Below are 1,497 nucleotides of genomic sequence, written 5' to 3' on the forward strand. Positions count from 1 at the left end.
CTTCATCGAGTGAAGCATTGAAGCGCTAACTCGCTCGAATAACGGCTGATGCTCATTATGAACCTAAAAAGTGAAATCAGGGTGAAATGATAACTGAGCTGATTTCATCCTCATTTCATCGTTAGATGCAAAACTGCAACCGACGGCTTGCCTGGGTGGAATTGTGGTGTGGCTTGTTGCTACATAATGCTCAATTGTTCATTATTTCTAGGTGCTGATAGCTAAGTCCTAGCCTTGTCAAAGCATTACCTATATACAGGAAATTAGGAGATAAAGAGGAGTAGACTGATGACTCGCTGGCAACGCAGCTACTGGAAGATTATTGGTGGCAGTGCTATTGCTACTAAAGCGCCACTCACCCTCACCGCTGCGGCATTAGCCCACGGCGGTTCCCACGGGGAAGACGCCGAAGCCTCTTCTGCTGTAACAGCAAGTGAGCACCACACACCTACCCCTGAAACGGCAGCGAGCAAAGAAATACCCGAATCCCCCAACGCTGAAGGGGCAGTCATGCCTACCGCTGATATACCGATGAAAGCCGATGAGACGACTATTGAAGTATCGCCAGCAACTCAAGGATCTCCCGTAGCGGTTTCCCGGGCTAATGTTACAGAAGAATTCTCAGTTGGTTTGGGAGAATCTCTGTTAGGATTCATCATTGCTGGCCCATTCCTGCTGCTGTCTCTAAAAAAGAAACTGCAATCCTAATGATGTTTCCAAAGGTTTTCATACAGAAGCGTTCAGGCTCACCTGACCGATGAAAAGAAAATTTAACCAGCTTCATCTACGACAACTCCATAGAGTATTAGTGCCAATCATGACGTTGCCATTGTTGCTGACGTTAACTACGGGAGTTCTGTTTCAGTTTGGAGTGGCTAGCGATCGCACCAACGATTTTCTCTGACTTTTGGAGCTACATCGACGCAAGTTTGGGCAGATTGATCTTGATTTTATTTATCCCTTTCTGAATGCCCTAGGTCTTCTAACTCTTCTTATTACAGGCGTAGTTATGTGGCTGCAAACACCTAATAAAAGAACACGCACATCCCAATAGACAGAGTTTTTATATTTCGCATTGGCTTTGTTGCATGAATAGAGCAAAGAGAGAGTTATCGCGCTAGCTCTCCTGAAGTTGGTCTTCGACCCAAACGGTGTCAGGCTTGGCAACCTGAATCATGGGATTGAGCGCCGCACACTGAAGCAACAGTTCAGCGGCCTGGTTGTCAAACGTGCGAAATCGTAGCTTACCGCCGAAAATAGCTTTGAGACAAAACATCGTGGTTTCAGCAATCGAGCGTCGATGATAATGAGATCGTCGTTTCCAGGCTTTGCACCCGCACCGGCGAATCTACCTGAGGTTTTCATCGCGCGGATGCGGTGGAGCCTTACAGTTGCTATGCTGCCAAATTTTGGCATTCTTTTGCGGCGGAATGACTGGTTGGCTTTGCCGTTCTATCAGCGCGTCATAGCAGCGCCATTTGTCATAAGCCCCGTCAG

Annotated in this window: 1 protein-coding gene and 1 pseudogene; one reads left to right on the plus strand and one right to left on the minus strand. The window is 47.3% G+C overall.

The features are described 5' to 3' along the window. Nucleotides 1-288 precede the first annotated feature (288 nt). Nucleotides 289-708, plus strand: a complete 420-nt coding sequence (locus QJQ48_RS28110; protein ID WP_346294488.1) for a hypothetical protein — start codon at nt 289-291, stop codon at nt 706-708. Between the two features lie 409 nt (nt 709-1,117). Here QJQ48_RS28110 and QJQ48_RS28120 read toward each other — a convergent pair. Next, nucleotides 1,118-1,497, minus strand: a pseudogene (locus QJQ48_RS28120) (transposase); the annotation flags it as partial.

This window comes from Sphaerothrix gracilis Ecp01 (assembly GCF_030405905.1).
GTDB lineage: Bacteria > Cyanobacteriota > Cyanobacteriia > Phormidesmidales > Phormidesmidaceae > Sphaerothrix > Sphaerothrix gracilis.

What these genes read in the sequence shown, in the direction of transcription:
- QJQ48_RS28110 (WP_346294488.1), top strand. Translation starts at nt 289, where the DNA reads ATGACTCGCTGGCAACGCAGCTACTGGAAGATTATTGGTGGCAGTGCT.